Origin of the sequence: Larkinella punicea, assembly GCF_003334855.1 — a bacterium.
Classification (GTDB): Bacteria; Bacteroidota; Bacteroidia; order Cytophagales; family Spirosomataceae; genus Larkinella; species Larkinella punicea.
Map to the genome: position 1 here is coordinate 18,582 of NZ_QOWE01000020.1, position 25,950 is coordinate 44,531.

Below are 25,950 nucleotides of genomic sequence, written 5' to 3' on the forward strand. Positions count from 1 at the left end.
GTACAAGCTTACGGAGTCTGCTGCTCCTTTGGAAAAGATACGGAAAAAACGGTTTCGCGATTTGGTTCACTGTGAAACCAGATTTTTCCCCGGTGCCGGTTGATGATCCGCTTGACAATGGCCAGTCCGACCCCGGTTCCTTCAAAGCTGGCCGCATTTTCCAAACGCTTGAAAAGGTCAAACATTTTAGCGGCATGCTTCATATCGAATCCAATCCCATTGTCTTTCACGGTATACGTTACGTCGTCGCCGGTTTCCCGGCCTTCCACCCGAACCACCGCTTCCGGGACTCGCTGGGTGTATTTGGTCGCATTGGAGATCAGATTCGTAAACACCTGATTCACCATCGTTGGATCACCGTAAATCGACGGCATCGCACCAAATTCGATTCGGACGTTCCGGTTTTTATTCTTTTCGGTGATCAGAATTTCGTCCCGAATCACGTCCAGCATTTTTGGCATGTCCAGTTGTTTAAAATTCAACTCGGTGCGCCCCATCCGGGAATAGTACAAAATATGCCGAATCAGGGACCGCATCCGCTCCGTCGAGTCCAGAATTTTCTGGAACATCACCCGCGTATCGTCGTCCATCGTGGCACCCTGCTCCTCCAGAATGATTTCGGAATAACAACGAATCGACGACAAGGGCGTCCGCAAATCGTGCGAAACCGTGTAGCTGAACGCATCCAGTTCTTCGTAGGCCACCCGCAGCCGTTCGTTCAATTGCCGGACTTCGTTGGCTTTGCGGGCCACCACCTGCAACACGTCTTCCCGCAGTTTGATGGCGACCGATCGTTCGGCATCCCGCCAGGGCTCCGACGTGTTGCGAACGGTTTGCGACCACGCTTCAAAGCTCTTGCGCGGATGCAAATGCTGCCGACCGTTTTCCGAAACCGTTACGGGTTTATCCGGATTGCCCGCCCAGGTGACCTGCCGAATCTGCTCCGGTTTGAACCAGAGCAAATATTCATCCAGTTCTTTCGACAAAGCGATGGCCAGCATCCCCGAAGCCACTTCCCGAAAGGCTTCGGCCGATGAATACAGCTCCGGCAAGCGGTCGGTTTCAAAAACCGTATCGAATTCCTGCGTTTTTAACCAGTTTGTGATCCCGGCCACCGCCGATTCGCCAGGGGTTTTGCCCATGCAATAAAAGGCATTGTCGAACGCCAGCACCGCCCCCGTAGCACTGGTGATGTGTAAAGCCGTCAACGGATGTTGGGTCAAACCCGCCACAACATCCCAGTCTTTCAGAATCTGGCTATTGAGCGTTTGCCCGTTCTGCTGAATCTGAAACAGCAGCGACTGATCCTCTTCATCCTTCCGGAATTCGAGGGCCGACGACAGCAACTGGCTGACAAATTTAGCCGCCTGCCGGGCCGGAAAATCGACAAACCGGGGCGTTGAATGGTGGCAGGAAATCAGCCCCCAAAGCTCACCGCGATACAGCAGCGAAATGCTCATGGAAGCCTGAACATCCATATTTTTCAGATACTCGATGTGAATCGGCGACACCGCCCGCAGCACCGAATGGGTCAGATCCAGCGGCTGGCTTTCCTCCTGCTCGCCCTGGCTCAGTGAAAAAATGGGCGAGGGCGCACTTTTCACATCGGCGATGATTCGCACCAGATTGGTTTTGTACAATTCACGGGCCTGCCGCGGAATGTCCGAAGCCGGATAATGCAGGCCCAGGTACGACTCCAGGTGCGATTCTTTCTCTTCGGCAATCACCTCGCCGTGCCAGTCGGCAGCAAACCGGTAAACCATCACGCGGTCGTAGCCGATGATCTGCTTCACCCGCCGGGCGGTATTCTGGATCAGTTCGATCAACGTCCGGTTGGATTGTACTTCGGTCAACGCATCGGCAATCAATTGTTGCTCAAAATTGGCATGGGCCGCCACCGCCGATTCCCACTCCAGGATGATCAGGGTGTCGTGCTGGTGGGCAATCAGGTTCCAATCTTTCCCGTTGATGCGAAACCGGTGCGGGTTCATCCGCGACCAGGCGTTCTCCCGTTTTCCAACGTTCAGAATCGACACCAGCTCGGCGACCGGCAGGTCGGTTTCGGTCAGCAGGGCGTCGAGCGGTTTTCCCAGCAAATCAGTCGCCGACCGGTTTACAAACGTGCTGCTATTCTCGCTACAGTAGCGAATGATAAAATCGTTTGCCGAAATGGCCACTAAAAAACCGTGGCTTTGGATATAACCGGGAATGTGAATAGGCTCTGTTTCACAGTTGGTCAAATTGATTTCTGAAGGTGCTATGTTGGCTGTTGGTACAATCATTTTATGGGGTTAACAGACCCTTGTGGTCCTTATTCTGTCTTAGCTCAGGTTTTGTAAGCAAACGTAAAAGGTAAAAAAGGAGGGAGTATCCGAGCAAATAAAACTCGAAAAACTTAGTTTGGGTTTAAAAAACCGGATTAAAAATACGGAAAATCGTTGATGGCAACTGCGTCAACACCAGCACATTCGAGGATTAGCCGTACCGAATTCGGACCTTTTTGCCGGTTTTTCGATGATTTCTGAACCGTATTTCCCAAATCTGCCGCGAACTTTTACTTTTACCATTCTATTCCAACCCGGATTGTTTATGACCCCGACTTTTTGCCTGCTCTTCTGGCTGTTTGCCAGGCTACCCGCTCCACCAACCGCCGAATGGAAGCTGGTCTGGGCCGATGAATTCAACACACCCGGCCCGCCCGATCCGAAGAAATGGGCGTTCGAAACCGGTTTTGTCCGCAACAACGAACTCCAGTGGTACCAGCCCGACAATGCCCGCTGCGAAAACGGTTTGCTCATCATCGAAGGCCGTCGGGAAAGCCGCCCTAATCCCACCCATCAGCCCGGCAGTACCAACTGGAAAACCAGCCGCGACTCCATCCGCTACACGGCCGCCAGCCTGCTGACCAAAGGGTTGCACCAATGGCAATACGGCCGGTTTGAAATGCGGGGACGGATCGACACCCGGCCGGGGCTCTGGCCCGCGTTCTGGACGCTGGGCGTGTCGGGCGAATGGCCGGCCAACGGCGAAATCGACATCATGGAATATTACCGGAATAGGCTGCTCGCCAATGTCGCCTGGGGAACGAATGAAAAGTGGAAAGCGGAATGGCGGACGACGAAAAAAAACATCACCAACTTCACCGATCCAAAGTGGTCGGAGAAATTCCACACCTGGCGCATGGACTGGGATAAAGATTTTATCAAACTGTACGTCGACGATCAGTTGCTCAACTCGGTGGCACTGTCGGCCACGATCAACGGCGACGGCAGTGGCAAAAATCCGTTTCACCAGCCGCACTATCTGCTCCTGAATCTTGCCATCGGCGGTCAGAACGGCGGTGACCCCTCGGCAACGAAATTCCCGGCGCGGTTTGAAGTAGATTACGTGCGGGTTTATCAACAATGAGAGGTTGTGTCGCGGAGTTGAGCGGAGTAAAAAGGAGGTAAGCGGAGCAAATTAATAACTCCGCTAAACTCTCTTTTACTCCGCTCAACTCCGCGACACAACCTCTCATTACCTTACCGTTACCTTTCGTTCGAACAGTTCGCCGGATACATTCAATTGATTAATTTTGTCGGCTCTTTGCCTGACAACTCCTCTCCCCCTATGAAACGGTTTTACGTACTCGCCTGCCTGTTCGTTTTCGGAAATGTACTGATCAGCTACGGCCAGACGGTGGGCCAGCCGCTGCCGGTCTGGCAGGAAGGCTATCTGGACATTCACCAGATCAATACCGGTCGCGGCAATTCGGCGTTTTTGATCCTTCCCGATGGCACCACGGCCCTGATCGACGCCGGGGAACTGGATCTGACCGACCCCCGAACAACGAGCCCGCGCAACACCCCCGCCCGCCCCAACGCCGACCGCCATGCCGGGGAATGGATTGCGCGTTATGCCCGAAAAGCCCAAAGTTTCCGCTCCGATCCGGCCATCGACTACGCTATCATGACCCATTTTCACGACGACCACATGGGCGCACCGTCGTCAGCTTCCAAAAAATCGGCGGGCGGTTATCTACTCACGGGGGTTACCGAAGTCGGCGAACATATTCCCATCCGAACCCTTATCGACCGGGGCTGGCCGGATTACAATTATCCCCGCTCCTTCGAGCAGGACCCGCTGGTGACGAATTACCGGAAGTTTCTGAGCTGGCAAATGCAGAACAAGGCCCTGAAAGTCGAGCGGTTGCAGGCCGGGCGCAACGACCAGATTCAGTTGCTGAAACAACCCGCGAAATACAAGGACCGGTTTGAAATCCGGAACCTGGCTGTCAACGGCGAGATCTGGACGGGCGTTGGGTCAGTCACGCGCCAGCATTTCCCGGAACTGAAATCGTTGCCCCAAAATCAGTATCCCAACGAGAATATGTGCAGCATGGCCCTGCGGCTGAGCTACGGCAAATTCGATTATTTTTCGGGGGGCGACATTCCTGGCGTCCTGCAATTCGGTGCGCCGATGTGGCACGATGTCGAAACGCCGGTAGCGCGGTCGGTTGGGCCGGTGGAGGTGCAACTGCTCGATCACCACGGCAACCGCGATTCGCAGAACGGTTTTCTGCTCGGTAGCCTGCGCCCCCGCGTACTGGTGATCCCGGTCTGGTCGTCCGACCATCCGGGACACGATGTGCTGGCGCGCATTTATTCGCAGCAGGTTTACCCCGGCGACCGCGACGTGTTTGCCACTAACATACTGGAAGCCAACAAGTTGGTGATCGGTGAGATGCTAAACCGCCTGAAAAGCGATTCCGGGCATGTGCTGGTGCGGGTCGATCCGGGCGGAGACACGTATCGCGTCATCATTCTGGAAGATACCGACGAGTCGTTCCGGGTGAAAGCCATTCACGGCCCGTACCAGTCGCGGTAATATTTACAACGGAAAGAACCGTCAAAAGGGGATTTCCTGCGTCAGATACGTCGCCTGCTTATCGCCGTTGATCCGAACCGTCGCCGTTTTTCTGGCCCAGTCGATGGTGAACAAGCCGTAGTTCAGATCGAAAACCACCTTGCCAACCCGCAGGGCGTTCGGCTCTTCACGGGGTTTGGAGGTATGTGTCAAACCGCTGCTGGTGATGTCGTATAAATCATAGCCGAGTCCCGGAACCGTGATTTTGGACACTTCGGCAATGTGCCGGTCACCACTGATCAGCATGGCCCCTTTGGGTTTTGTTTTGCTCAACAGATCGAAAAACCGCTGCCGGGCGGTGGGGTAGTTGCCCCATTTTTCGTAGATGTGTTCGTTGGCCAGAAACTGAATACCGCACCCGATGATGTGAACATCGGCGTCGGATTTCGTCAATTGTTGCTCCAGCCACTGCCATTGCGCTTCGCCCAGAATATCCCCGGACGGATCGGGAATGTTGACTTTGTTCTCCTGCTTCAACGGATCGCGGAAATACCGGCCGTCGAGCAGAATCACCTTCACCCGTTGCCCTTTTGGCCCATAAACGTGCGAGGAATAAGCGCCTTCCTGCTTGCGCAAGGGACTGCTGGCGGGTACGTCCAGAAAATCCAGCATCAACTGCTGACTTTCCTTCCGGCGCGGATATTCCTTGCCGCCATCGTTCACGCCGTAATCGTGGTCGTCCCAAACGCCAATGATTTTCGTGGACTGCCGCAATTGCCCGTAAACCGGGTTGGATTTCTGCTTGTCGTATTTGGCTTTCAGCGTATCCAGGTTTTCCGAATCCCCGTAGATGTTGTCGCCCAGCCAGATCCAGACCTCCGGTTTTTGAGCCACAATATCATCCCACAAGGGCGTTGGCCGCTTCTGATCGCTGCACGAACCGAAAGCAATCGTGGTGACGGTCTGAGTGGCGGAAGCCGCCGTTTTGGTTTTCGGGGTACGGCATCCCATCCAAAGCGTGCAGCCAAGCAGACCGAGTAAAAAAATAGTTTTCATAACGTTGAGAAATCAGGAAGCTGTATCAAAAGGGGATTTCCTGCGTCAGATACGTCGCCTGGTTGTCGCCTTTCACCCGAACGGTTGCCGTTTTTTTAGCCCAGTCGATGGAAAACAAGCCGTAATTTAAGTCAAAAGCCATTTTGCCGACCCGATACGCATTCGGTTGTTCGTAGGGTTTGGAGGTGTGCGTCAGGCCACTGCTGGTGATGTCGTACAGATCATAGCCGAGTCCCGGCAGGCTGATTTTGGATATTTCGGCAATGTGCCGGTCGCCACTGATCAGCATAGCTCCTTTCGGTTTTGTTTTGCTTAACAGATCGAAAAACCGCTGCCGGGCGGTGGGGAAGTTGCCCCATTTTTCGGATGTGTGGTCGTTGGCCAGAAATTGAATCCCACACCCGATGATGTGGACATCGGCGTCGGAGTTGGTCAATTGTTGCTCCAGCCACTGCCATTGCGCTTCGCCCAGAATATCACCCGAGGGGTCAGGTGTATTGACCTTGTTGACTTTTTTCAACGGATCACGGAAATACCGGCCATCGAGCAGAATCACCTTCACCCGTTGCCCTTTTGGCCCATAAACGTGCGAGGAATAAGCACCTTCCTGTTTCCGCAAGGGGCTGCTGGCGGGTACGTCCAGAAAATCCAGCATCAACTGCTGACTTTCTTTCCGGCGCGGATATTCCTTGCCGCCATCGTTCACGCCGTAATCGTGGTCGTCCCAAACGCCAATGATTTTGGTGGATTGCCGCAACTGCCCGTAAACCGGGTTGGATTTCTGCAGGGCGTATTTGGCTTTCAGCGTATCCAGGTTTTCCGAATCCCCATAGATGTTGTCGCCCAGCCAGATCCAGACGTCCGGTTTTTGAGCCACAATGTCATCCCAAAGCGGTTGGGGCCGTTTCTGATGGCTGCACGAACCGAAGGCAATTTGGGTAACGGGCTTCTGAGTGGCGGAAGCCGCCGTTTCGGTTTTCGGGGTGCGGCATCCCGTCCAGACCAGCAGGCCAAGTAGAACTAGTTTTTTCATGGAGGAAGATTGGGGCGATAATTCCTGTAAATGTAAAAAAGTTGATTCGTTTCCGAATCAACTTTACCATTTGTTAACAGAAGAAAAGGAGCTGATCACTTCCCGGTTTGCGACGTAAACGTGCTCTCAAAAATCTTGTCCGCATTGCCGGCTTCAAAACCGTCGCGCCGGTGTTCGCGCCGGATCTGGTCGGCGGGCAGGTGCCGAAATTCCGGCAACACCCGGCGTTCGGCAAATTCGACGTAGGAACCCGCAATGCGATGGGTCTTGCCGTCGGCAAATTCCGCGTCAATCATCTGAGCAACAGTCGACGCCTGCAACAGCCCTTCGTCCGGACTGGTTTTGATCGTACCACCCGCCGTGTTGAGTTTGATCCCGCGCCGTTCCAGAAAAGCGACAAAGTCCTGAATGGTGTTGTAACCCGGTTTCAGGTTATGCACACTGATCGTGAAGTGGTTGAGGTAATAGCGGTTATAAATCACCCACGCGGCATATTCACTTTCGTTCAGCAACGTCCGGTAGTCGTCGAGCGAAGGAATCTGCCAGAGCGGCTGGTGCAGAAACTGATCGACGGCCCCGGCATCGTCCAGATCCAGCGCATTGACCGGGTCGAAAACGACGGTATCCGTGTACTTGTAAATGACATGCTGGGCTGCATCGGACAAATCCCGCACCCGCAGTTCGCTCACAAAAATGCGCGGATAATGCGGTTTCGGCGGGCTGTACCACCAGGCGTTCAGTTTCTTTTCCTTAAAGTCATACGGTTCGCGTTTTTCGTAGCCGTAGTGCAGAAAGATCTTTTCAAACGACTGGATACCGAGGCTCGGCACGCCCATCGTCCGGAACGCAATGTGGTCATTTTCAATATCGTCAGCGACCCGAATCACGTTCTCGTCAATGAGCGCATCGACGATTTTCAACACGTCGGGAACGCGTTCCTGATACCGGCTCATCAAACCGTCGAGGACGGCGTCGAGGGTTTTCAGTCTTTCGGATGGAGTGGTCATGGATTAGAGTGTCGATTAGGGACTGGACTGTCGAATTAAGGATTAGATTGTCGATTAAGTATTAGGTTGTCGAATTAAGGATTAGATTGTCGATTAAGTATTAGGTTGTCGAATTAAGGACTAGATTGTCAAAAAGCTACAATTATAGTATCTTTAACTAAAATAGTGTAGCATATGGCTTCTATCGATTCTAAAAACTCTTCGCTGGAACAAACCGCCTTATCCAATGGGAAACTGAGCCCACTACAGCTTCATATGCTGCGTGCATTTGACCGGGAGTTAACGGAAGAACAGGAAAAAGAGATCAAACAGCTTATTGCGGATTATTTTTTCCGACTGGTTGATCAGGAAGCGGATGAAATTGAAACTCAAAAAAAATATACTCCCGACGATTTTGAAAAAATGGCGCATGAACACCACCGGACTCCTTATCAGCAAACCGGAAGATGATTGTTGTCATTGACTCCAACTGTTTGTCGGCGTCCATCGGTAAAGGATCACGACATCGCTGGCTTTTTGACGCACTACGAAACCGGGAGTTTGAGTTTGGGATTTCAACCGATATCATCGCAGAATACGAAGAACACCTTGAGACATATTATAGCTTAAATCTGGCCCGAAACGTCACTGAGGGCTTGCTAAACAGCCAAAATGCAATTCTGGTCGCTCCCAGCTTTTTCTGGCATTTAATTGAAGCAGATCACGACGATGATAAGTTTGTCGATTGCGCAGTGGCTTGTCAGGCAGACTACCTCATCACGTTTGACCGACATTTTGACGTACTGAAAAAGATCGAGTTCCCTAAGGTCAATCCCGTCACACCGGACGAATTCTACCGTATTCTTAAAAATAAAGACATCACTCCACCACCACCTCATCCACGCTAACCGCCGTCGGCAACCCTTCCCTCGGTAAACCCGCCGGAGCCACCCCGGCATTTTTGGCTTTGATGCGCACATACCGCGCCCGGGCGGTTTTGAAATCGGCTACCACCGGCAGCATCCCCCACGATCCTTCGAGCGGATACTTGACCGGCTGGCTGATCGCATCCTTGTAGGTCGTGCCATCCTGCGACAAGCCGATTTCGACGGCAGAAGGCGGAAAATCGTTGTACGAAATGCGCTTCAGGAAGTTGGCCGACACTTTGGTGACGGGCCGCACCTCGCCGAGATCGATCGTCACCTCCAGATCTTCGCCGGTTACGCTGACCCATTCCGACTTGTTGCGGGGACTTTGGGCAACCTGACCGTCGGTCAGTTTTTTCTTCGTTGGGTCGGCTTTTTCAGTAGCAATATTGGCGTAAGTATACGGTTTTCCTTTCGCCCGATGGATGTAAAACGTTTCCTCAAACCGGGCTCCGGCGGTTGTCACGGCTTTGATCGTCGTCGTTTTTTTCAGCGCAATCGGCATGGTGTATTCGGTCGACGTCGTGGAAGGTTGTTTGCCGTTGGTCGTGTAATAAATCTTGCTGTCGGAATCGAGTTTTTCCAGCCGAACCTGCAACTGGTCGGCGTCGGTAAACTGCGTCACGGCCCGAACATCGAGCAGTTGTTTGGAATAGTTGACATTCAGGTAATTCAGTCGTTTCAGGTGCTCCTTCAGGCGCATCGCAAAATCCTCGAAATTGCGCGGTCCCTTTGGCATCCAGCCAATTTCGGCCAGCGCCGACGCCCGCGGAAAAACCATGTACTCGACGTGCTGCGTCGTCGGAATATATTCGGTCCAGACGTTGCCCTGCACCCCCAGAATGTATTTTTGCTGGTCGGGCGTCAGTTCGGCAGGCGTCGGCTCGTAGCTGTACACTTTTTCGATGGGCAAATAGCCGCCACCCGCCAGCGGTTCCTGCGCCGGATTGGCCTGATATTGATCCAGATAGCAAAACTCGCCGGGCGTCATCACCACGTTGTGTTTCTGTTTGGCGGCTTCAATCCCGCCTTCGGTGCCGCGCCAGCTCATCACCGTTGCGTTGGGAGCCAGACCACCTTCCAGAATTTCGTCCCAGCCAATAATGGCCCGTCCTTTCGAGTTCACAAACTTTTCGATGCGCTGAATGAAATAGCTCTGCAACTCGTGTTCGTCTTTCAGCTTCAGTTTTTTGATCAGGTCCTGACAGAATGCACTGGCTTTCCAGGCGTCTTTCGGGCATTCGTCTCCGCCGATGTGGATGTATTTTCCGGGAAACAGCGCCATCACTTCCGTCAACACATGCTGCAAAAACGCGAACGTTGGCTCGTTGGGGCAATAAACGTCTTTGAAAATGCCCCAGCGTGTCGCCACCTCGTATTTTTTGGCCGCATCGCACGAAAATTCGGGATACGAAGCCAGAGCCGCCAGCGCGTGGCCCGGCATTTCAATTTCGGGAACAATCGTCACGTGCCGGGCAGCCGCATACCGCACCACGTCTTTGATCTGTTCCTGCGTATAAAAACCGCCGTATTCTTTTCCATCGTACTGAAACGGGTAGTTGGCAGCATTGTGACCGACCACAGTTTCCTTGCGTTTGGAGCCGATCTGCGTCAGTTTGGGATATTTTTTGATCTCGATCCGCCAGCCCTGGTCGTCGGTCAAATGCCAGTGGAAGGTGTTGAGTTTGTGCATCGCCATCAGGTCGATAAACCGCTTGACGAACGACACCGGCATGAAATGGCGACTGACATCGAGCATCAGCCCCCGGTAGCCGTAGCGGGGCCGGTCGAGTAGCTGGCAGGCCGGAATGGTCCAGGCAACATTGTCGACTTTCGTGGGGCTGAAAACCGCCGTCGGCAAGAGCTGAAGTAAGGTTTGTACGGCGTAGAAATAGCCTTTGGGCGTTTCGGCTTCCACCACAATCCGTTCCGGTTTTACGTTCAGGACATAGCCTTCCGGGCCACAGCGACCGGCTTTATGCGCCTGAAAAACAATGTGCTTTCCTTTCGCCAGCGCGGGTGTTACCGCAATTGGAAAACCGCTGGCGGGTTTCAGTTGGCCGGCCAGCGCTTGGGCGGCTGCTCGCTGCCCCGCGTCTTTGGCGCCAATGACGATGCGCGTAGCGGCCGAAACCGTAAAGTGGCCGTCGCTGCCCGCAAACTGGGCCGGAAAAGGAAGCAGGTTGTAAGCGTTGTCGGATTGGGCAATCAGGGAAAACGATAGCGTAAGACAGACCAGGAAGGCAACAAGGTGTTTCATGAAGAACGTACGGTGGTTGGCAAAATTCAAAGGTAGGCAAAAAGGAATTTCCCCCTTCCAGATTCATAGCGAACGGCTCAAACGGGTTCCTGAAGCGTCAGTGGAAGTCGAATCACAACCTGCGTTCCGGCCGGTTCGCCGTCGTCATTCCGTTTGTCGATGATTGTCGATCCCGCTTCTTTTCCGCTGCGCTGCTGAATCAGTTGCAGTCGTTCCTCCGTCACTTTCAGACCGACGCTCTGGTGCGACGAAGCCGCGTGGCTTTTGAGGGATGCGGCTTTTTGCCGCCCCACCCCATCGTCGTCCACCATGCACTCCAGGTGTTCGCCGACGGGTTTGATGCAAACCCGGATGGAACCCCGGCTTTTTTTGTGGGCCATGCCGTGCAGAATCGCATTTTCGATGTAGGGCTGAATAATCATCGGCGGAATGGAAACCCGCTCCTGATCCAGCGAAGGATCGGTTTCAATCGAAAAGTCGAACTGGTGGCCAAACCGCAGTTGTTCCAGTTCCAGATATAGTTGAAGCTGTTCGGTTTCGCTGGCCAGCGTCACCCACTCCTGCCGCGAATTGCCCAGAATCAGCCGCATCAGCCGGGCGAATTTGACCAGATACTTATCCGCATTGTCGCTGTCGTTTTGCAGCACAAAAAGCCGGACGGCATTCAGCGAATTATACAGGAAGTGGGGGTTCATCTGCGACCGAAGGGCCTTCATTTCCGAGGTGGCAATCCGTTCCCGCAGCTCGCTTTTCTCCTGTTGCTCCTTCGCCACCCGGCGGTTTCGCCACTGGGCAATGAAAACCACGAGGGCAATGAGGGCACCAAGGGCCGAGAGCCGAAACCACCAGGTTTCCCAGAAGGGCGTCCGGATCGTCACCCGCAGCCGGTAGCCTTCCCGGTTCCAGATGCCATCGTTGTTGGCTGCAATGACGTGCAGGACGTAGTCGCCGGACGGCACATTGGTGTAGCTGGCAAACGGGCGGTTTCCGGTCTGGTTCCAGCGTTCCTCGAAGTCTTCGAGCCGGTAGGCATACCGGTTGGCACCAGGATTGTCGAAGTTCAGGGCCGCGATTTCAAAGCTGAACTGATCCTGGTCGTGATCGAGAACGATGTCCGGTGGATTGGCCGAAATGTTCCGCAAATACTCCCGCCCGTTGACTTTGAAGGAGGTCAGATACACCGGCGGAACAAACCGATTGATCCGAACCCGGCCGGGCTGAATGTAGACCAGCCCCCGCATGGCCCCAAAATAGAGCCGCCCTTTCAAATCGCGCTCGCTCGACCCCGACTCAAATTCGGTCATCGGCAAGCCGTCGGCTTCATCGAAGGGGACAAAACGAAGCTGGCGAATATCGGTGACGGCAACCCCGTTGGACGTGCTGATCCAGAGCGTATCGCCGGTCAGTCGCAAAGCGGCAATGTCGCTGTTGGGCAAGCCGTGCCGGGTTGTAAAGACATCGAACCGTTTGGTTTGTTCGTCGAGCCGGGCCAGGCCATTGTCTGTACTCATCCAGAGCTTTCCGGTTTCATCCTCGGCAAAGTCCGTTACGCCATCGTCGGGTAAGCTGTGCGGATCGTTTTGATCATGCACATATTCATCCAGCAGTTTTAGATCCGGGCTGATTTTATAAACCGGCCCAAACCCTCCTACCCAGAGATTGTTGAAGCGGTCGATATAGAGTGTATTGTAGTTTTTGCCGGGTAATTTCCGGATTCGTTCGTCGTTGAACCGGTTGAGGAACGTGCGGGTTCGGGGATCGTAAATGGTCAATTTTTCGTTTGTCCCGATGAAAATCCGGCCATCTGGAGCCTGTGCGCTATAAAACACCTGACTACCGGCCACAAAATCGCGTCGGTTCGGATCAAAAGGCGGGTAATTGGCCAGGTTGTCGGCCGTAGGCAAACAACGAATTTGCTCGAACTGGTGCGTGGCCGTATCCAGCCGACTCAAACCGGTGAAATGACCCACCCAGATTTTCCCATCCCGATCGGCCAACACATTGTAGGTCAGGTCATTTCCGATGCTGGTCGGGCTTTTCGGGTCGTGCTTGTAAATCCGGTAGGACTGTTTCTGCGGATCGATCATGACCAGCCCATCGCGCGAGGCAACCCAAAGCCGGTCGCTCCGGTCGAACGATAGCGACGTGGCGTCCAGGCCCAGGGATGAGGCCGGACTGTAACCCACATCGTCGTAGAGCGAGCGGAACTTATCAATTTTGGGGTTGAACCAACTCAGTCCGGCATCATCGGAACCAACCCAGATGATCCCGGATCGGTCTTCGAACAACGCGCGCAGGGAATTGGAAACCAGGCTTCGGGGGTTATTTTCGTCATTCTTATACCCCAGAAACCGGTTTTGGGAGGCATCGTACCGGTATAACCCTTCGCCGGCGACGGCAGCCCACAGATCGCCTTCCTGGGTAATCAATAACGAGGCTATGCTCTGGTTGACCGCGATTGGCAGGGATCGAAACTGGCCCGTAGCTGGATTCAGGATGGCAATCTGCCCCTTTCGGGTTCCAACATACAAGGCGCCCGAACGGGGGTGCCGGGTGATTGAAGCAATATGATCATCGGGCAGCGAGGTGGCCACGGATGCGTTATGACGAAACCGGCGGAACTGTTGCGTAGCCGGGCTGTAGGCATAAAGACCGGCTTGCGTGGCAATCCAGATCGTTGGGCCATCGAGTACCAACTGCCGGATAAAGTTAGCCGTTGGTCGTTCGGTAGAGTCGGACGGCATGGTCAGCAACCGGGATTTTCCGGTTGCCGGGTCAAATGTCACCACCCCACCGCTGGTACCAAACCACAGCAGGCCGTTGGTCGTTTGAACGGCGGTCCGAATCAGGTTGCAGCCTTCGCCCAATGATTTGAACGAATACCGCCGGAACGACTGCGTCTGGGGATCAAGCCGGGCCAGGCCTTTCTGGGTTCCTACCCAGAGAATACCATCCCGGGCCTTGAACACACAACGGACGGTACGGTGTGGAAGTGACTGTGGATTACCGAATTGAGGGCTATAATTGGTGCAGCGCAACCCGTCGAACCGCGTCAGGCCCCTGACTGTTCCGATCCAGATAAATCCGAGATCATCCTGTGTAATGGCACTGACATAATTCGTGGCCAACCCCTGGCGCAGCGATAGGCGTTGAAACGACAGCGTGGGGGACTGGGCCAGGACCTGCGTAAACAACAACCAGAAGGTTACTAGAAACGCCGGGCGTCGTAGGGTAATCATTGAAAAAGAAAGGGGTCGGTGGGCGAAAACGCTGGTTTGTTGTACCGGTTTTCAAATGACGCAAAAATAATACTAAAATGCATCATCTGAGTCTATTTCCCCCATCGGAAAGCTACGCAGCCCGCAACCGGAAAACCGCCCCGTCCATCGTCTCGTCGACACGCAACTGACACGCCAGCCGACTGTCCGAATCCGCGTCGGGCAAGGTATCCAGCAGATCGCCTTCCGCATCGTTCACCGGCGGCAAGCGGTCGGCGCCTTCCAGCACGGCTACATGGCAGGTGGCGCACAGGGCCATGCCCCCGCAGGTGGCCAAAATAGGGTATTCGGAAGCTTTCAGCACTTCCATCAGGCTCAGGCTGATGCCCTCCGGTATTTCGATCGGCTGCTGCCCGCCGGTTTGGTCTTCAATGGTGAAGTGGATCATGGTGTAGATGTGAGAGTAAAGACAAGAGAGTAAAGACAAGAGAGTAAAGACCGGTGACCACGGCTTTTTTTGTCTCTACTCTCTTGTCTATCCTCTCTTGTCTAAATATTAAAAAGTTGGTATTCCGTTGACGGTGGTGTATTTAAAGCTTAATTTCTGACTGGGATACACGTATTTGAACGCACTCTGGCACATCAGGGCGGCTTCGTGAAAACCGCACAGAATCAGTTTCAATTTGCCGGGGTAGGTGTTGATGTCGCCGATGGCGTAAATCCGTTCTACGTTGGTGGCATAATCCGTGGTATCGACCTGAATGGCTGATTTGTCGATCTGAAGTCCCCAGTCGGCGATGGGGCCGAGTTTGGGCGTCAGGCCGAAGAGCGGAATCAGGTGGTCGGTGGCGCGTGTCGTCACGGTTTTGTCTTTGCCCGTAATGGTGATCTCCTGCAAATGGCCGTTGCCGGAAATGCGGGTGATGTTGGATTGCAGAATCAGGTTGATCCGACCTTCGCTGGCAAGCTCAAACACTTTTTCGGCCGAATCGGGTGCCCCCCGAAAGCTGTCGCTGCGGTGAATCAGGGTCACTTCTTTGGCGATGTTGGCCAGGAAAACCGTCCAGTCGAGGGCCGAATCGCCCCCGCCCGCCAGCACCACCCGCCGGTCGCGCAACAGCTCCGGGTTCTTGATCATGTACGAAACGCCTTTCCCTTCAAACGCTTCCAGCCCCTCGATTTCGGGTTTGCGGGGTTCGAAACAACCTAAACCGCCCGCAATCACCACGACCTGGCAATGCACCACGGTTTGCTCGTTGGTGGTAATGAGAAACGATCCGTCGGCCTGGCGTTCCAGATTTTCCACCCGTTCGCCCAGCGTGAACGTCGGGTGAAACGGATTGATCTGTTCCATCAGGTTATCCACCAGCTCCTGCGCTTTGACGTCGGGGAAGCCGGGAATGTCATAAATCGGTTTCTGGGGGTAGATTTCGGATAACTGGCCGCCCACCTGCGGCAGGGCGTCGATGAGGTGGCAGCGCATCTTCAGTAAACCGGCTTCAAAAACAGCGAACAGTCCTACGGGACCCGCGCCAATGATGCAAATGTCTGTCGTGATCATGGTATTTGTTTGTGTGTTTGCTCGTCAGGATTTGGTGCTTGTCAGGATTTGGTGCTTGTCAGGATTGCAACCGCGACGGCGGACCGTTCCCGACCAGCTTCCGCAGGGCAAAGGTAGTCGCCAAAACCGCAAAAGGTCATAACAAAAGGTATGACAAAACAGAATATGCTATAAGTACAGGGAATAGGCATGGCCGTTTTTTTATTGATTGAGCAAGCGGTCGCGGGGTGGCGTATAAAGTCTCTTTTTTGTCGGAAAATGCGACAGCCGCAATTCGGTGAATGCCGCACCTTTGTACCCGTAGTTGAACGCTACTTACAAAAACAGTAAACAGCATCAGATCATGAAAAAACGAATTCCTGCCGCGATTCAATTCGCGAAAAACTCCGCGTGGGTCAACACCGTATTTACCCAGCGTGCCTTTGCCATCCTCCTTTCAGCCACGTTCCTCGTAACCGGTTGTAAAAAAGACGACGTCGATCCAACCCCCACTCCCTCCAACACGGTGACGGCCAATGCCGGTGCCGATCAGGAAGTGCAAGTGGGCGAAACCGTGAAACTCGACGGCAGTGCATCCGTCGATACCAAAGGAGCCCCCTTGACTTTTCAGTGGACGATTGCTTCCAAACCCGCTAAAAGTACGGCAGCCATCACCTCGGCCACCACGGCCAAACCCACCTTCGTCGCCGATGAAGTGGGTGATTATGAACTCGAACTGACGGTTTCGAACGCCAACGGAACCAGCAAGGATAAAGTAAAGCTGGCCGCTTCCGTCGCCCAGCCCGTTGCCATCGACAAGAGCATCACCGTTAAAACCGTGCTGACCGACCGCATTGCCAACCCCGACTATCCGGATTATATCATCACCAAAAGCATCACGGTCTCCCACGAACTAACCATCAACCCCGGTGTCGTGATCGCCTTTGAACGGGATACCCGCATGGACATCAACGATGGCGGTGGCTTGATCATCGCGAAAGGAACGCCGGAGAAGAAAATCCGTTTCATTGGTGCCGAGAAAACCAAAGGCTACTGGGTCGGTATCATGATCTACTCGGGCAGCAACGCCAACGTGTTTGAAAACATTGAAGTGATGCACGCCGGAAGCCGCGCCCTCATCAGCGCAACCAAAGCCGGGATGGCGCTATTTGGCGGTGGAAAAGCACAGATTGCCCTGAAAAACAGTCTCTTCTCGCAAAACGATGGCTATGGTCTGCTGGTGCAGGAAGGCGGTATTTTGCGCGAATTTGCCACCAACAGCTTTACGAAAAATACCGAAGCCGGGATTGTTCTCGATCCGGCCAACGTCGATAAACTGGATGCCGCTTCGGTTTTCACGGGTGAAAACGGCCGGAATGTGGTTGAAATCAAGGGCTATTACCTGCGGGAAGGCAGCGACATTACCTGGGGTGGTTTTAAAGACAAAACGCCGTATCGTCTGGCCGGTGATTTTGCGGTCGAAGCCGGCTTGACGCTGAGCCCCGGTGTAACGATCGAAGCAGCCCGCGATGTGGTCATGATGATCAACAGCAAAGGCTATCTGATTGCCAAAGGAACGGCCACCGAAAAAGTGATCTTCACGGGTGCCGACCGTACCTCCGCTTCCTGGAAAGGTCTGATGGTTTACTCGAACAACTCCCGAAATGTGATCGAAAACGCGGAGATCAGCAACGGGGGAAGTCTGGCCATCGTTTCAGGCAAAAAGGCTAATGTGGCTTTGTACGGCGGTAATTTATCGGTCAAAAATACCACGATCGCCAACGGTGGCGGCTACGGAATCTTCGTCAGTTACGGTTCAAAACTCAACACAGATGCCTCGACCGTCAACACCTTCAAGGCCAATGCACAGGACAATGTTCTGCTTGAAAAATAACGGGTAAGAATTTGAGATTAAGGGTTTAGGGATAATTCAGACAGCCCGGTACTGCTTGTGCCGGGCTGTTTTTTGTATTTTTTTAGAGACTGTCCAAAAATGGTAATTAAATTCGTTTAAGCATAGTGCGAATCATGGCCAATTGAATCATGGCTTCTGACGATTTGACCGATCTTTCGTAATCGACGCTTAATCGTCGGTGTTGATTTAACCAGGCGAATGTGCGCTCCACAATCCATCGTTTGGGTAAAGGGATGAATGTTTTTAAGCCAAACGGTTTGCGAACAATCAGCAACAACCACTGGTATGTTTTCTTGACAATCGTCTCAAAATCACCCCCGTAACCCCCATCGGCAAAAATGACGGCTAAACGGGGAAACATCGCTTTATGGCTGAAGAGTCGGGCTAAAACGAAACCGGCCCCTCGTCGTTCATCAATGTCGGCTCGGTGAACCACCACCGCCAACAATAAGCCCAGTGTGTCAACAATAATGTGCCGTTTGCGGCCTTTGACCCACTTGGCCGCATCAAAGCCGCGTTGGCCACCTACTCCTGTTGTTTTAACACTCTGGCTATCGAGAATGCCCGCCGAAGGACTGAGTTTACGCCCGACTTTTTGACGGATTTTTTCCCGTAATGCATCGTTCAATTCTTGCCAAATGCCCAACCGACGAAATTTGGTGTAGTAGTAAAAAACAATGCGCCAAGGTGGTAAATCATTGGGCATCAGCCGCCAGGGAATACCGCCCTTGACAACATAAAAGATTGCATTAAGCACGTTACGCAGTTCATATTTGCGTTTTCGTTGGTCGGCAAGTAGTTCTTGAATAACTTGCCACTGGGAGTTGGTGAGATCAGTAGGATACATTGGTGGTTCTTTGTTCCTACCAACTTACCGGCTCCTTATTTTATTTCAAATACCATTTTTGGACAGTCTCTTATAAAAAGGAATAATAAATGTAAACCGGGTCGCCGGAGCGATGATGAATATTAAATGTAAAAGTGCCGGATTGACAACTCCTTTTACATTTAATATTCATCATCGCTCCGGCGACCCGGTTTACATTTATCATTCCCTTGTAACAAAAAATCAACCCGGCGCAATCAGATCCTGCACCACCTGTCTGTAGCTTTTCCCAACCGGCAACCGCTTCCCGTTCCGGAGTACAATCGTGTTGCCTTCGATAAACTGCACATAGGGTTTGTTGAGCAGGTAGGATTTATGAATGCGAATAAACGCATCCGCCGGAAGCTGGCTTTCAAAACTGCTCAGGGTTCGGGGCGTCAGTAAAAAACCGGTTTCCCGCCAGACTTTCACGTAATTGCCCAGACTTTCCAGGTAGTAAATCTCGTCCAGATTGACCAGCACCTGCTTTTTGTCGGACTTGATGTAGATCTGCTCGGGAGCGGGAGAAACCAAAGCAGGTGGGATAGGCACCGGTTCCCGGCGGGAGAAATCAACCAGCGCCCGATTGACGGCTTTCAAAAACCGATCGAACCGGAAGGGTTTCAGCAGGTAATCGGAAACATCCAGATCGAAGCTTTCCAGGGCATACTCTTCGTAGGCCGACGTAATGATTACCAGCGGTTTTCGGGTCAGGGTTTTTAACAGATCAAGGCCCGTGAGCCGGGGCATCCGGATGTCCAGAAAAATCAGATCGATCGGGTGCCAGCTCAGAAAGTCGAGTGCTTCCGTGGCCCGGTAACACTGCCCGCAAATCTCCAGAAAAGGCACATCCTCCGCATACGCCCGAATGACTTCGTGCGCCAGGGGTTCATCGTCAATAATCAGACAGCGCATCTTCATGAGAATAGCAGCGTTAATTCGGCCGTAAACCGCTGGTCCGTAGCAGTAATGATCAGCGTATGCTTTCCCGGATACAGCAACGCCAACCGCCTTTGTAGGTTTTGCAACCCAATCCCGGTCTGGCTTTTTTCCGGCGGCTCAAACGAGTTTTCACAGCGCATAAAAAACTGCCGGGCATCGGATCGAACCAGCAGGTGCAAAAAGGCCGTGTCCTGTGCCGGTTCAATCCCATGTTTGAAGGCATTTTCAACCAGCACAATGAGCAGCAGCGGGGCTACGGGCAACCGATCGTCGGTGATTTCCTGTTCAAACCGGATGTCGGCCTGCCGTTGAAGCCGGAGTTGCTGCAAATACAAATAATCTTCAAGATAGTCAATTTCCTGCCGGATGGTTACCTGCCGTTCCCGACCTTTGTAGATGACATACCGCATCAGTTCGGCCAGTTTCAGGATGCTTTCCGGTGCCCGCTCCGATTTCTGAAGGCTCAGGGCGTAGAGGTTGTTGAGCGTATTGAAAAAGAAATGCGGGTTAAGCTGTTGTTTCAGTAAATCGAGTTCGGCTTCGGTTTTTTCCTTCTCCAGCGACACGATCCGGGCGTTCTGGTTGAACCACTGCAACGCCAGCACCACGGGCAGGCTTACCAGCATAACCGCCAGAGCGGCAAACGCATTTTCCAATTGAAACGGGTTACTCGAAAAAAAACCGCCCAGCCGCTCGTTGATGGGCAACAACAGCAATGCCTGGGCAATTAGCGGATACAGCAACGCGATGGTGGCCAGCACACTCAGGGCGTAAAACACCAGCCCCTTCTGTTTCAGAACGTGGGAAACCAGAAAGTGGCTGTTGAGGTAAAAAAACAGATAACCGCTCAAATACATCAACAAAAACTGTAGCGCATAGCTCAGAAAGGTACCGAAATGCTGGAATAGCTTACCCAAATCCAGCGTAAACGCAATCAACAACTGCTCCTTCGTGTCATACAACGGATTACCCAGGCTCGAAACGGCCATGGCCGCCAGCGTAATGGAAATCAGCGTGACGCTGATGATGAGGGCTTCTTCCAGACCGAATTTTTGCAGCCACTGAAGCCGCCGGAACTGTTTTTGCAGGTAGGCCGCACTTTCCAGCAGCAACTCGAGCAGAAGCGCGTAGAAAGCGGCCAGAATGAACAACGAATCGGGTAAGCCAAACGGGGCGAAATAGACAAAAACCGCCGTACTGAGCGGGAGGTAAAATGCGAAACAGGCCAGCCACCGTTGCAGATACCGTCGGCGAGGCTGGTGCTGTTTCCAGTGCAGTTTCTTCCCCGAGAATACCAGAACCGGCAGAAGTAATACACTGACGGTCAGCACGGATTGGCAATAGGTCAGCCAGGTGGTCGGTCGGTTGGTCAGGGTATTGGCGATGCTCAAAGCACTGGCCATCCCTAGAAAAAGCCCGATCTCCAGGTATCGAAGCAGCCGTTCGGGTGGGTAAACTACGGTATTCGTGGTCATGGGAAGATCAAGAAAGCAGGTTGAGATGGAAACCCCAAATCAAAATGACGAACGGATCGAAGCCGGTGACGAACGTCGCCGGAATGCTAAAATCCGGCTGTACGCATCGTTCGTCACGAAACCGGCTGCGTTGCTCATGTAAACCGTTCATTGACGTAGATCTCCACTACTTTTCGGCTCTCTTTCGTTACGAACCAACTTGGTATGAGTCGCTTACAAATCAACCAACTCAGCAAACAATACGCCAACGGCGTGAAAGCACTGGACGCGGTTTCGCTCACCATTCCCAACGGTTTGTTTGGCCTGCTGGGTCCGAACGGCGCGGGCAAATCGTCCCTTATGCGAACGCTCGCAACCCTCCAGCAACCCGACAGCGGTACGGTTTTCTTCGATGGCGTCGATATTCACCAGCATCCGCAGCGCTTGCGGAGTCAGTTGGGCTACCTCCCGCAGGATTTCGGCGTGTATCCCAACGTGTCGGCGAGCAAACTCCTGCATCACCTGGCCATTTTGAAAGGACTGCTGAACCAGCGCGACCGGCGTGAACAGGTCGATGCGCTCTTGCAGCAAACCAATCTCTACACGGTTCGGAAACAGGCCGTCAGCACGTTTTCGGGCGGAATGCTGCAACGGTTCGGCATTGCGCAGGCACTGCTGGGAAATCCGCAACTCATCATCGTGGACGAACCAACGGCGGGTCTCGATCCCAAAGAGCGGAACCATTTTCACGATCTGCTGAGCGAAATCGGCGAAGAGGTGGTGGTGATTCTGTCGACGCACATCGTGGAAGATGTTTACGAACTGTGTCCGCAACTGGCGATCCTGGCATCGGGAAAAATCATTGCGCAGGGCAGTCCGGCCCACCTCACCAGCACACTGCAAGGCCGGGTCTGGGGCAAAACCATCCCGAACGACACGCTGCCACAGTATCAGGCGGCCTACACGGTTTTGTCGACCCGCCGGTTTTCGGGGAAACGTCAGGTGCTGGTGCTGGCCGACGAATGCCCTGAGGCTGGTTTCGAACCGGTTTCGCCCAGTCTGGAAGAAGTATATTTTTCGGTTCTCCCGGAGACCAAACAGGAAACCGTATGCTAAACCGCTTACTTCGCTTCGAAGGTTGGTATCACAGCCGCCAGCTCTCGTTCCGGGCCGCAGCCGGGTTGTTCTTTCTGTTTGGACTCATCGCCGTGCGGGGCGGTTTCGGGGGCGACGCGGTATTTACCAACGCCCCCTACGTCGTCAATGCCCTGGTGGCGTTGCTTTCGCTATTTTCGATTCTGGTCAGCACGTTGCTGTGCGCCAATGTGGTGTTGCGCGATACCACCTACCGGATGGACGCGCTCGTTGCCACGAGTTCCGTCCGGCGGTTTTCTTACTTTACGTCCCGGTTTTCGGGTTTGTTTCTGGCGGTTTTCAGCCTGCTGGGGCTGGCGGTTCTGGGCCTCTTCGTCGGTTCTTTTCTGAGCGATTCAGCCCGGCGCGGACCGGTTCATCTGGCTTTTTACGCCTGGCCAATGCTGGTGTTCGGGGTGCCGAATCTCTTCTTTTCGATCAGTCTCATTTTTAGCACGGCCCTGCTGAGCCGGAGTCCACGGGCGGTTTATACCACCGGCGTGTTGATTTACGTGCTGTATCTGCTAGGCTCGGTTCTGGGCAATTCGCCCCTGATGGCGGGTTCGGCACCCCGCGCGGATTCAAGTAGTTTGCTGCCGTTTCTGATGGACCCGTTTGGACTGGCGCCATTTTTTCAGGAAACCCGTTTCTGGACCGTCGAGCAGCGAAATCATCAGCTTTTTCCCGTCAACGGTTTGTTCGGGATCAACCGCCTGGTGTGGAGCGGACTGGCCCTGCTGGTGCTGGCGGTCAGTTATCGCTGGTTTTCGTTCGGCGAAACCAAACCGGTTCGTTCCCGAAAAACCAAACCGGAGTCGCCCATTGGCCCGCCAATGCCGTATCGCCGGTACCGCCTGACGCCCGGCACGTTCCGGCATACGGCAATGGCGTTCGGAGCGCAACTAAAAGCGGAAGCCAGGGCGGTTTTTGGAAATTTCCCGGTTTGGGTGATGCTGATTCTCTGGGTTTGCCTGACCGGAATCGACCTGAAAGACCACCTGCTCAACGGCTGGTTTGGCATCGTGACGTATCCGGATACGGGCGTAATCGTCGAATACCTTTGCTCGATTCGGCCCGCCCTGTTGCTGATTATTTTCTGGGGAGCCGAACTGGTCGGACGGGAGCGATTGGGTCAGCGGCAGGCGTTAATCGCCAGCACCCCCGCGCATCCGCTGGTTTTCGTCGGAGCCAAACTGGCGGCTTTAGCCCTGCTCATTGGGCTGATCATCAGCATCAACATCGGGATCGGGCTGACAATTCAGGGAATGGCGGGCTATTTCGAACCTGCTGTCCTGCTTTACGGGTCGCTTTACTATTACAGCGGTTTGCCCCTGCTGTGGTTTGCGGTTCTGGTTGTTTTTATCCAAACCCTCAGCCCGAACAAATACCTCGGCTTACTCCTCAGCCTGGTAGTGGCGGCCCTGCTGGTTTTCAGCCGCCGACTGGGCATCGAACATTACCTGCTCCGGTACGCCATCGTTCCCGAACTGAATTATTCATCGATGAACGGTTTTGGTCATTATGCCCCCGCTTTTGATTGGTATATGGCCTACTGGGGCTGCTGCGCGGTTTTGCTCACGGTTTTGGCCGTCGGCTTCTGGCCCACTACGCTGCACGTCCGGGCGCGGCACCGCCTGAAAACCGTCGGAAAACAGGTCGGAAAAACCGGAAGAATCCTTTTTGGCGGAGCGTTTCTGCTCGGATTGCTGGTGGGCGGGTTTATTTATTACCAGACTAACGTGATTGGGAAGTACCAAAGCAAAACCACCCGGCAGAACTGGCAAATTCGCTACGAACAGACCTACAAACGGTTTGCAAACCGCCCCCAGCCGGTGATTACCGCCGTGAAAATGCAGGTGGATTTGTACCCGGAACATCATCGATACCGGGTAAAGGGACGTTATCAGCTTCAGAATCAATCCAAAACGCCCCTGAAGCGGATCTGGCTGGGTGTCGACCCGGAAGTTTCGGACCTTCAACTGACGCTCCCCGGCGGTCGGGAGAAAACCTACGACCCGGTTTTTCACCAATACCAGTTCGAACTGGCCAAACCGTTGCGGCCGGGCGAAACCACTTTGCTGCACTTCTCGATGGCGGTTTTGCGGTCCGGTTTTATGCCGTTCAACAGTGAAAACTCAGTGGTCGAAAATGGTTCCTACATCGAACTGGAGAAGTACGTGCCGTTTTTCGGCTACAACGCCCGGCTGGAATCCGACGATGAAACCGTTCGCCGGGCAGCAGGCTTGGGTCGGCAAACCGTTGAGAACCCTTCGGACCACTACCACCTGATCGATCTGGAAACCACGATTTCAACGGCTGCCGACCAACAGATTGCCACGGTGGGGACACTGCAAAAATCGTGGCTTCAGGGCGACCGACGTTTTTTTTCCTATAAATCAAGCCACCCGGTGCCGTTCATGTTTGCGCTGAGTTCGGCCCGGTATGTGGAAAAAACAGACGTTTATAAAGGGGTGACCTTACGCATTCTGTATCAACCGGGACAAACCGCCAATATCCCGGCCATGATGCAGGGTTTGAAGGATGCGCTGGCCTACGGCATCCAGCATTTTGGCCCGTATCCGTTCCGGCACCTGACGCTGGCGGAAATTCCGCAGTATGGCGGTTCGGCAACGGCCTATCCGGGAACGGTTTTCAGCCGGGAAAAACTCAATTTCCTGACGGATTTTCGGGAGCCGCGAAACGTGAATTATGCCTACGCCACCGTCGTACATGAAGTTGCCCATCAGTGGTGGGCGCACCAGCTTCGGCCGGTTTCCGGGCCGGGTGATCAGTTGCTGACGGAGTCGCTGGCGAAATACACGGAAGCGACCGTTCTCCGAAAACGGTATGGTAAAATGATTTTAAGGTCTTATTTTCAGGGCGATAAGAATTTTTATTTTGCCAGCCGAAATCTGTCGGAAGCGGAACTGCCGTTGGTTGTCACGGAGAATCAGCCGTTTGCCGGATACCAGAAAGGCGGTCTGGTGCTGTGCCGGATTCAGGAACAGATCGGTGAAGCGCGTTTCAACCGGGCGTTGCGCCAACTCCTCACCGACCACACCTATCCCCGGAAAAAGCCAAAACCGGACGATCTGGTGCAGGCCCTGAAACGGGAAGCAACGGAAGAACAGTGTCGACTGATCGACGAGGGTTTACGGAAGGTCGTCACCAACGCCTTGTCCATTCGGGTGCTTTCCTGTAAACCCGTCACCCAAGGTCGGTTTGCGCTCACGGTGGAAGTCAATATAGCGAAAACTGAGCATCGAAACGATGGAAAACCGGTAAGCCTGCCGTCCGACGATGTGTGGGAAATCGCGGTTTTTGATCAGCCTTCGGAGTTTTGGGCCGCTACAACTCGACCGATTTACAGCCGAAAATACCGCTTCACAAAACCGCGCTCCATCGTTCAACTGACCGTTGACAAAAAGCCAAAAACCGTCGCAATCGACCCGTATGGCTATGCACTGGACGAAAATTCGCAGAATAACGTGGCTGATATCAACCAGCAGGAAAAACCCTTGCGCTAACCAACGGACAGCGGAAACCGCTACAGCCGGCCAAAAGTCCTGAAAAATTTACCAGAAAAGAAGCCCTGACGACCAAGCTTTTACCCCGGTTTTCGCTGGAACCTTCGGGGCTATACGATAAGAATAGCAAAACAATTACAACTACTTCCCCGTCTACAGGGTCTTATAGCAAACAGTGGGATCGCATGTGGGGGTGGATATCCGGTTTTTCAAAGACAAATCTCCCTCTAAACAATTGATTAGCAGCCT

Annotated in this window: 18 protein-coding genes; 7 read left to right on the forward strand and 11 right to left on the reverse strand. The window is 53.6% G+C overall.

Features of this window, described 5'->3' with window-relative positions; all coding sequences use genetic code 11:
• Window positions 1-8: 8 nt before the first annotated feature.
• Entirely contained in the window at window positions 9-2,282 is a 2,274-nt protein-coding gene (locus tag DUE52_RS22200; protein ID WP_229312263.1) for an ATP-binding protein, read from the reverse strand.
• A gap of 307 nt (window positions 2,283-2,589) precedes the next feature.
• On the opposite strand from DUE52_RS22200, the gene DUE52_RS22205 reads away from it, so the two are divergent.
• Window positions 2,590-3,408 carry a glycoside hydrolase family 16 protein gene (locus DUE52_RS22205; RefSeq protein WP_114408257.1) on the forward strand — a complete coding sequence of 273 codons (819 nt, stop codon included), beginning with the start codon at window positions 2,590-2,592 and terminating at the stop codon, window positions 3,406-3,408.
• A 201-nt stretch (window positions 3,409-3,609) separates the two neighbouring features.
• Entirely contained in the window at window positions 3,610-4,866 is a 1,257-nt protein-coding gene (locus DUE52_RS22210; RefSeq protein ID WP_229312264.1) for a ComEC/Rec2 family competence protein, read from the forward strand.
• 21 nt (window positions 4,867-4,887) lie between these two features.
• On the opposite strand, the gene DUE52_RS22215 is transcribed toward DUE52_RS22210, so the two are convergent.
• The 3 genes from DUE52_RS22215 to DUE52_RS22225 form a co-directional block, all read right to left on the reverse strand.
• On the reverse strand, window positions 4,888-5,901 hold the full coding sequence (locus DUE52_RS22215; RefSeq protein WP_114408258.1) for an alkaline phosphatase D family protein: 1,014 nt from the start codon (window positions 5,899-5,901) through the stop codon (window positions 4,888-4,890).
• A gap of 25 nt (window positions 5,902-5,926) precedes the next feature.
• Window positions 5,927-6,934 (reverse strand): alkaline phosphatase D family protein, encoded by a 1,008-nt coding sequence (locus tag DUE52_RS22220; RefSeq protein WP_114408259.1) that lies wholly within the window; start codon window positions 6,932-6,934, stop codon window positions 5,927-5,929.
• A gap of 95 nt (window positions 6,935-7,029) precedes the next feature.
• The gene (locus tag DUE52_RS22225) at window positions 7,030-7,941 is read right to left on the reverse strand and encodes a DUF1338 domain-containing protein (RefSeq protein ID WP_114408260.1); all 912 of its coding nucleotides are present in this window, start codon (window positions 7,939-7,941) and stop codon (window positions 7,030-7,032) included.
• Between the two features lie 174 nt (window positions 7,942-8,115).
• On the opposite strand from DUE52_RS22225, the gene DUE52_RS22230 reads away from it, so the two are divergent.
• On the forward strand, window positions 8,116-8,391 hold the full coding sequence (locus DUE52_RS22230; protein ID WP_133299912.1) for a DUF8507 family protein: 276 nt from the start codon (window positions 8,116-8,118) through the stop codon (window positions 8,389-8,391).
• A complete protein-coding gene (locus tag DUE52_RS22235) occupies window positions 8,388-8,828 on the forward strand; it encodes a putative toxin-antitoxin system toxin component, PIN family (protein ID WP_114408262.1) in 441 nt (146 codons plus the stop codon). The genes DUE52_RS22230 and DUE52_RS22235 overlap by 4 nt, the downstream gene beginning before the upstream one ends.
• Here DUE52_RS22235 and DUE52_RS22240 read toward each other — a convergent pair.
• From DUE52_RS22240 to DUE52_RS22255, 4 genes are all read right to left on the reverse strand, one after another.
• The gene (locus DUE52_RS22240) at window positions 8,800-11,106 is read right to left on the reverse strand and encodes a glycoside hydrolase family 20 protein (RefSeq protein WP_114408352.1); all 2,307 of its coding nucleotides are present in this window, start codon (window positions 11,104-11,106) and stop codon (window positions 8,800-8,802) included. The genes DUE52_RS22235 and DUE52_RS22240 overlap by 29 nt on opposite strands.
• Window positions 11,107-11,183: 77 nt before the next feature.
• Entirely contained in the window at window positions 11,184-14,345 is a 3,162-nt protein-coding gene (locus DUE52_RS22245) for a sensor histidine kinase (protein WP_114408263.1), read from the reverse strand.
• A gap of 112 nt (window positions 14,346-14,457) precedes the next feature.
• A complete protein-coding gene (locus tag DUE52_RS22250) occupies window positions 14,458-14,772 on the reverse strand; it encodes a 2Fe-2S iron-sulfur cluster-binding protein (RefSeq protein WP_114408264.1) in 315 nt (104 codons plus the stop codon).
• Window positions 14,773-14,880: 108 nt separating this feature from the next.
• Window positions 14,881-15,885, reverse strand: a complete 1,005-nt coding sequence (locus DUE52_RS22255; protein ID WP_114408265.1) for an NAD(P)/FAD-dependent oxidoreductase — start codon at window positions 15,883-15,885, stop codon at window positions 14,881-14,883.
• 343 nt (window positions 15,886-16,228) lie between these two features.
• Here DUE52_RS22255 and DUE52_RS22260 point away from each other — a divergent pair, with 343 nt between their 5' ends.
• Window positions 16,229-17,758 carry a PKD domain-containing protein gene (locus DUE52_RS22260; RefSeq protein ID WP_222930315.1) on the forward strand — a complete coding sequence of 510 codons (1,530 nt, stop codon included), beginning with the start codon at window positions 16,229-16,231 and terminating at the stop codon, window positions 17,756-17,758.
• Window positions 17,759-17,864: 106 nt separating this feature from the next.
• On the opposite strand, the gene DUE52_RS22265 is transcribed toward DUE52_RS22260, so the two are convergent.
• The 3 genes from DUE52_RS22265 to DUE52_RS22275 all read right to left on the reverse strand — a co-directional run bounded on the left by DUE52_RS22265 (window position 17,865) and on the right by DUE52_RS22275 (window position 21,061).
• The gene (locus DUE52_RS22265) at window positions 17,865-18,626 is read right to left on the reverse strand and encodes an IS5 family transposase (protein WP_114408266.1); all 762 of its coding nucleotides are present in this window, start codon (window positions 18,624-18,626) and stop codon (window positions 17,865-17,867) included.
• Window positions 18,627-18,848: 222 nt separating this feature from the next.
• On the reverse strand, window positions 18,849-19,565 hold the full coding sequence (locus DUE52_RS22270) for a LytR/AlgR family response regulator transcription factor (protein ID WP_114408267.1): 717 nt from the start codon (window positions 19,563-19,565) through the stop codon (window positions 18,849-18,851).
• Window positions 19,562-21,061, reverse strand: coding sequence for a sensor histidine kinase (locus tag DUE52_RS22275; protein WP_114408268.1), 1,500 nt, complete (start codon window positions 21,059-21,061; stop codon window positions 19,562-19,564). Before DUE52_RS22275 ends, DUE52_RS22270 begins: the two co-directional genes overlap by 4 nt.
• Window positions 21,062-21,265: 204 nt before the next feature.
• Here DUE52_RS22275 and DUE52_RS22280 point away from each other — a divergent pair, with 204 nt between their 5' ends.
• Together DUE52_RS22280 and DUE52_RS22285 are read left to right on the forward strand one after the other, a co-directional pair.
• Complete coding sequence (locus DUE52_RS22280; RefSeq protein ID WP_114408269.1) at window positions 21,266-22,156, forward strand: ABC transporter ATP-binding protein; 891 nt, start codon at window positions 21,266-21,268, stop codon at window positions 22,154-22,156.
• Entirely contained in the window at window positions 22,150-25,701 is a 3,552-nt protein-coding gene (locus DUE52_RS22285) for an ABC transporter permease/M1 family aminopeptidase (protein WP_114408270.1), read from the forward strand. Before DUE52_RS22280 ends, DUE52_RS22285 begins: the two co-directional genes overlap by 7 nt.
• The last annotated feature ends 249 nt before the right edge of the window (window positions 25,702-25,950 follow it).

Excerpts from the sequence above, each read along its gene's own strand:
- DUE52_RS22255 (WP_114408265.1), bottom strand. The coding sequence starts at position 15,885 with ATGATCACGACAGACATTTGCATCATTGGCGCGGGTCCCGTAGGACTG.
- DUE52_RS22240 (WP_114408352.1), bottom strand. The coding sequence starts at position 11,106 with ATGAAACACCTTGTTGCCTTCCTGGTCTGTCTTACGCTATCGTTTTCC.
- DUE52_RS22225 (WP_114408260.1), bottom strand. The coding sequence starts at position 7,941 with ATGACCACTCCATCCGAAAGACTGAAAACCCTCGACGCCGTCCTCGAC.
- DUE52_RS22210 (WP_229312264.1), top strand. The coding sequence starts at position 3,610 with ATGAAACGGTTTTACGTACTCGCCTGCCTGTTCGTTTTCGGAAATGTA.
- DUE52_RS22220 (WP_114408259.1), bottom strand. The coding sequence starts at position 6,934 with ATGAAAAAACTAGTTCTACTTGGCCTGCTGGTCTGGACGGGATGCCGC.
- DUE52_RS22250 (WP_114408264.1), bottom strand. The coding sequence starts at position 14,772 with ATGATCCACTTCACCATTGAAGACCAAACCGGCGGGCAGCAGCCGATC.
- DUE52_RS22230 (WP_133299912.1), top strand. The coding sequence starts at position 8,116 with ATGGCTTCTATCGATTCTAAAAACTCTTCGCTGGAACAAACCGCCTTA.
- DUE52_RS22275 (WP_114408268.1), bottom strand. The coding sequence starts at position 21,061 with ATGACCACGAATACCGTAGTTTACCCACCCGAACGGCTGCTTCGATAC.
- DUE52_RS22245 (WP_114408263.1), bottom strand. The coding sequence starts at position 14,345 with ATGATTACCCTACGACGCCCGGCGTTTCTAGTAACCTTCTGGTTGTTG.
- DUE52_RS22260 (WP_222930315.1), top strand. The coding sequence starts at position 16,229 with ATGAAAAAACGAATTCCTGCCGCGATTCAATTCGCGAAAAACTCCGCG.
- DUE52_RS22285 (WP_114408270.1), top strand. The coding sequence starts at position 22,150 with ATGCTAAACCGCTTACTTCGCTTCGAAGGTTGGTATCACAGCCGCCAG.
- DUE52_RS22215 (WP_114408258.1), bottom strand. The coding sequence starts at position 5,901 with ATGAAAACTATTTTTTTACTCGGTCTGCTTGGCTGCACGCTTTGGATG.
- DUE52_RS22280 (WP_114408269.1), top strand. The coding sequence starts at position 21,266 with ATGAGTCGCTTACAAATCAACCAACTCAGCAAACAATACGCCAACGGC.
- DUE52_RS22235 (WP_114408262.1), top strand. The coding sequence starts at position 8,388 with ATGATTGTTGTCATTGACTCCAACTGTTTGTCGGCGTCCATCGGTAAA.
- DUE52_RS22270 (WP_114408267.1), bottom strand. The coding sequence starts at position 19,565 with ATGAAGATGCGCTGTCTGATTATTGACGATGAACCCCTGGCGCACGAA.
- DUE52_RS22200 (WP_229312263.1), bottom strand. The coding sequence starts at position 2,282 with ATGATTGTACCAACAGCCAACATAGCACCTTCAGAAATCAATTTGACC.
- DUE52_RS22265 (WP_114408266.1), bottom strand. The coding sequence starts at position 18,626 with ATGTATCCTACTGATCTCACCAACTCCCAGTGGCAAGTTATTCAAGAA.
- DUE52_RS22205 (WP_114408257.1), top strand. The coding sequence starts at position 2,590 with ATGACCCCGACTTTTTGCCTGCTCTTCTGGCTGTTTGCCAGGCTACCC.